4 protein-coding genes are annotated in these 3,697 nt (G+C 44.2%); 3 read left to right on the top strand and 1 reads right to left on the bottom strand.

Annotated elements, in window-relative coordinates; translation table 11 throughout:
- A partial coding sequence (locus J7J62_04150; GenBank protein MCD6124346.1) for a hypothetical protein occupies nt 1-327 on the bottom strand: 327 nt, incomplete at its 3' end.
- Nucleotides 328-659: 332 nt separating this feature from the next.
- On the opposite strand from J7J62_04150, the gene gcvH reads away from it, so the two are divergent.
- From gcvH to J7J62_04135, 3 genes are all read left to right on the top strand, one after another.
- Nucleotides 660-1,037 carry a glycine cleavage system protein GcvH gene (gcvH, locus tag J7J62_04145; GenBank protein MCD6124345.1) on the top strand — a complete coding sequence of 126 codons (378 nt, stop codon included), beginning with the start codon at nt 660-662 and terminating at the stop codon, nt 1,035-1,037.
- 100 nt (nt 1,038-1,137) lie between these two features.
- The gene (gcvPA, locus tag J7J62_04140) at nt 1,138-2,493 is read left to right on the top strand and encodes an aminomethyl-transferring glycine dehydrogenase subunit GcvPA (protein ID MCD6124344.1); all 1,356 of its coding nucleotides are present in this window, start codon (nt 1,138-1,140) and stop codon (nt 2,491-2,493) included.
- Between the two features lie 90 nt (nt 2,494-2,583).
- The coding region (locus J7J62_04135; GenBank protein MCD6124343.1) for a DUF3857 and transglutaminase domain-containing protein at nt 2,584-3,697 on the top strand (1,114 nt) is incomplete at its 3' end.

Genomic DNA, 3,697 nt, shown 5'->3' with positions numbered 1-3,697 from the left:
ATATATAATTCTGTACGTTGTATCAGTAAATACAACAGAATCAACTATACGACTGAAATTTGGTGGAGTAAGAAAATAAATAGTTTGGTTTATTGAATCAAATGTTACGCAAGCAAGTGTATCACCATGGATAAAAGTCAACCATCCACTAAGAATAGCAACAGTATCAAACTCCGGAAGTTTTATAACTCCAGAATTAAAATCTCTTATATACCAATTGCAAAGATAATTGCCGCTGGGGCTCCAACTCATGGGATAAGAATAGTAAGGCTCGAAATCGAAAACCTTTTCTGACGATGGAATATTGTAAATACTAGTGTGACTCATGCTAGGAAACATTAAACTTCGTCCGGAAAACACTAATGCCCATTCTGCCGAATTAGCATCTGGGAAATGAGCCAATATCAACATAAATATTATGAAACCCCAGCGGCGCATAATTGCTTTATGGCGTAAATGTACTAATGTTATACCGCGCTAATGTCCACACCCACAAAATCTATCTTTACCTTTTAACAAAATTCTATTGTTCATAAATACCCCGTCAAGCATTTTCTCAGCCACCAAAAAATCCTCATTGACAACCACCATGTTCTCTTACTAATTAGGTGAATAACATAAAAATAGCAGTATCCTTTGCCAAAATCCAAGGAGGAGCGATGGTTAAGGAAGGTCTTTACTACTCGAAAGAACATGAATGGGTAAGGGTTGAGGGCGACACGGCAGTTATTGGAATAACCGACTATGCCCAAAGCGAGCTCGGCGACATGGTGTTCATCGAGTTGCCCCAGGTGGGCAGGAAAGTCAAAGCTATGGAGGCTGCGGCAACCATAGAAGCGGTCAAAGCAGTAGCCGATGTGTATTCACCGGTATCGGGCGAGATAATTGAAGTTAATGAAGCGCTCAAAAACGACCCAAGCCCGATAAACTCCGACCCCTACGGCGCGGGCTGGATATTTAAAGTAAAAATGGAAAACCCCGACGAACTCAAAGATTTGCTTTCGCCCGACGATTATAGAAAACTGATTGGCGAATAAAATAGAGTATTAAAAAATAGCCTTAAACATGTAAATCCTTTGATTATCGTCCCAGACTTTTGCTGGGGACAAAAAAAATTCTATTCGCTCGGAGGTGAAAATGAGAGCATTTCACTATTTGCCAAATACTGATGATGATAGACGGGAGATGCTCGAAAAAATCGGGGTTAAATCAATAGACGAACTTCTCGCCCGCGCTGTGCCCGAAGAGTTAATGATAAAAGGTGAGCTAAACCTGCCTGAGGGAATGTCCGATGTAGAAGTAAGCCAGATACTCGAAAGACTCGCCGCCAAAAATACCGCCGCAACTATGAAAACTTTCGCTGGTGGTGGTGCCTACGATATGTATGTTCCCGCCGCCGTTGACGAGATATCCTCAAGACCAGAATTCTACACCGCATACACGCCCTACCAGCCCGAGGTAAGCCAAGGGACTTTGACCGCCATTTTCGAGTTCCAGACCATGATAACAGGGCTGACCGGCATGGACATAGCTAACGCTTCGATGTACGACGGCGCCTCCGCTGCCGCCGAGGCAGTAGTACTCGCAATACATCGCACGGGACGAAAAAGAATAGTCTATTCAAAAGGCTTAAATCCACTATACCTTGAGGTAATAAAAACATACACTCACGGATTCGGAGTACAACTTGTGGAGCTCCCACTCGATAATGGGAAAACCCGAAAGGAAGAACTCTCAAAAATAATAGACGATGAAACAGCATGCTTCATCATCCAAAATCCTAACTTTTTCGGCGTTGTGGAGGATTGTTCTGGTATAGCCGATATCGTTCACAGCAGAGGGGCATTGTTCATAGTCTGCATTGCGGACCCCATGAGCCTTGGGATGCTTAAGCCCCCGGGCGAATACGGTGCCGATGTGGTCGCCGGTGAGGGGCAGCAGTTCGGAAACTATCTTTATTATGGCGGACCGTATCTTGGCTTTTTCGCAGCCCGCCGCGATTTTTTGCGTCAGATGCCGGGAAGAATAATAGGCATGACCAAAGATGTCGAGGGCAGGCGCGGATTCGTTATGACATTCCAGACGCGGGAACAACACATAAGACGAGCAAGAGCAACATCAAATATATGCACTAACCAACAACTATGTGCCCTGAGAGCCACGATATATCTTGCATTATTAGGAGAGCACGGTTTCACATACCTTTCAAAGCTTCTTTTCGATAGAGCCCACTACCTCGCAGAAAAACTGTCGGAAATCGAAGGTGTATCGCTTCTTTACAATGCACCGTTTTACCGCGAATTCGCTGTTAAACTTCCCAAAAACGCCGAAGAAGTAGTGCACAAAGCCTGCGAAAAAGGCGTAATGCCCGGGATAGCGCTTGGAAAAATTATTGAGGGGATGGAAAATGTGCTTCTTGTTGCTTCAAGCGATAAATACGGTAAAAAAGACATGGATGAAATGGTGGAAGTGATGAATAGCGTGCTTGCTTAAAGAGCCGGTCGTGTAATGGGAAATTATCGGAAATGCGAACTTTTAAAAGGATGTAAATAAAAATTATCACAGCTAAAAAGAGGGGCTATTATGAATAGGAAAACCAAGGTTTTATTAGGTTCAGCTTTGCTATGTTTGTTTGCCCTTTTCGTGGCAGGTTGCGCAGGACCGTCAGCTGGACGGGGAAGACTTGGTTTCGCCAAACCGAAAGAACTCGTTGCACCACCAGAGGTTATGGAAAAAATAGTTAACGCAGGCGACGACTTCGATTATCCCAACGCTCACATAATAATAATCGATTCACAGGACAGCGTTATATTCGACGAAGATGGCAGGGAAACAATTCTTTCCTATGGGCTCTTAAAACCTATAACAATTCAGGGGCTGCGGAGCTACAATAGCTTCGATTTCGGCTACGATAGCCAGATGATGGATGTCGATATAATTTACGCCATGGTTATTCATCCGGATTCTACGATTGAACTTGTACCAGACAGCGCCATCCTTGATAGAACAGCCCTTGAGGGGGAGGCTGAAGCAGACATATACTGGTCGAATTTGCGTAAAAAAATTGTTAACATGCCAAAGCTTAACATGGGCGATGCCATCGCAATAGCATACAAATATTCGTTCAAAAAACCGTACTTTGAGGGCGTCATATCGGGTGCTTCTGGTTTCCAGGGAACCGAACAAATCCATCACACAGAAAACATCTATCTTATCCCCAAAAGCAAGTGGAGTGAGGTAAAGTACAAAATAATTAACGATAAAAACGGTATAATAAAGAAGGAAGAATACGACTGGAAGGGTTATCATGTCCTAAAATTCTGGGCGGATACTGTCGAACCCATCGTTCCAGAGGTTTCCATGGCACCGCCTATAAGGTTCATTCCGCTAATAATGTTTTCCAATGTTAGCTGGCAGGAGCTTTCAAAGAAGGCGTGGGAGATAACAGAGCCGCCGATGAAAATAACTGACCCTGAACTGAAGAAGCTGGTCAAATCGCTCGTCGAAACATGCAAAACTGAACTTGATTCGGTAAAAGCTATAGGATACTGGGTTTCTCAAAAGGTAAGGTATCTTGGAATCTCGCTTGGAGACAAAGAGGGAATAACGCCGCACGATGTTAACGAAACATTCAAAGCCCGCTCGGGGGTTTGCAAGGACAAATCGGCGCTGGCGGTGGCTATGCTTCGCGAAGCGG

This window comes from bacterium (assembly GCA_021159335.1).
Lineage (GTDB): Bacteria > UBP14 > UBA6098 > B30-G16 > B30-G16 > JAGGRZ01.
This window is presented reverse-complemented; position numbering and strand designations above follow the sequence as displayed.

Excerpts from the sequence above, each read along its gene's own strand:
- gcvH (MCD6124345.1), top strand. The coding sequence starts at position 660 with ATGGTTAAGGAAGGTCTTTACTACTCGAAAGAACATGAATGGGTAAGG.
- gcvPA (MCD6124344.1), top strand. The coding sequence starts at position 1,138 with ATGAGAGCATTTCACTATTTGCCAAATACTGATGATGATAGACGGGAG.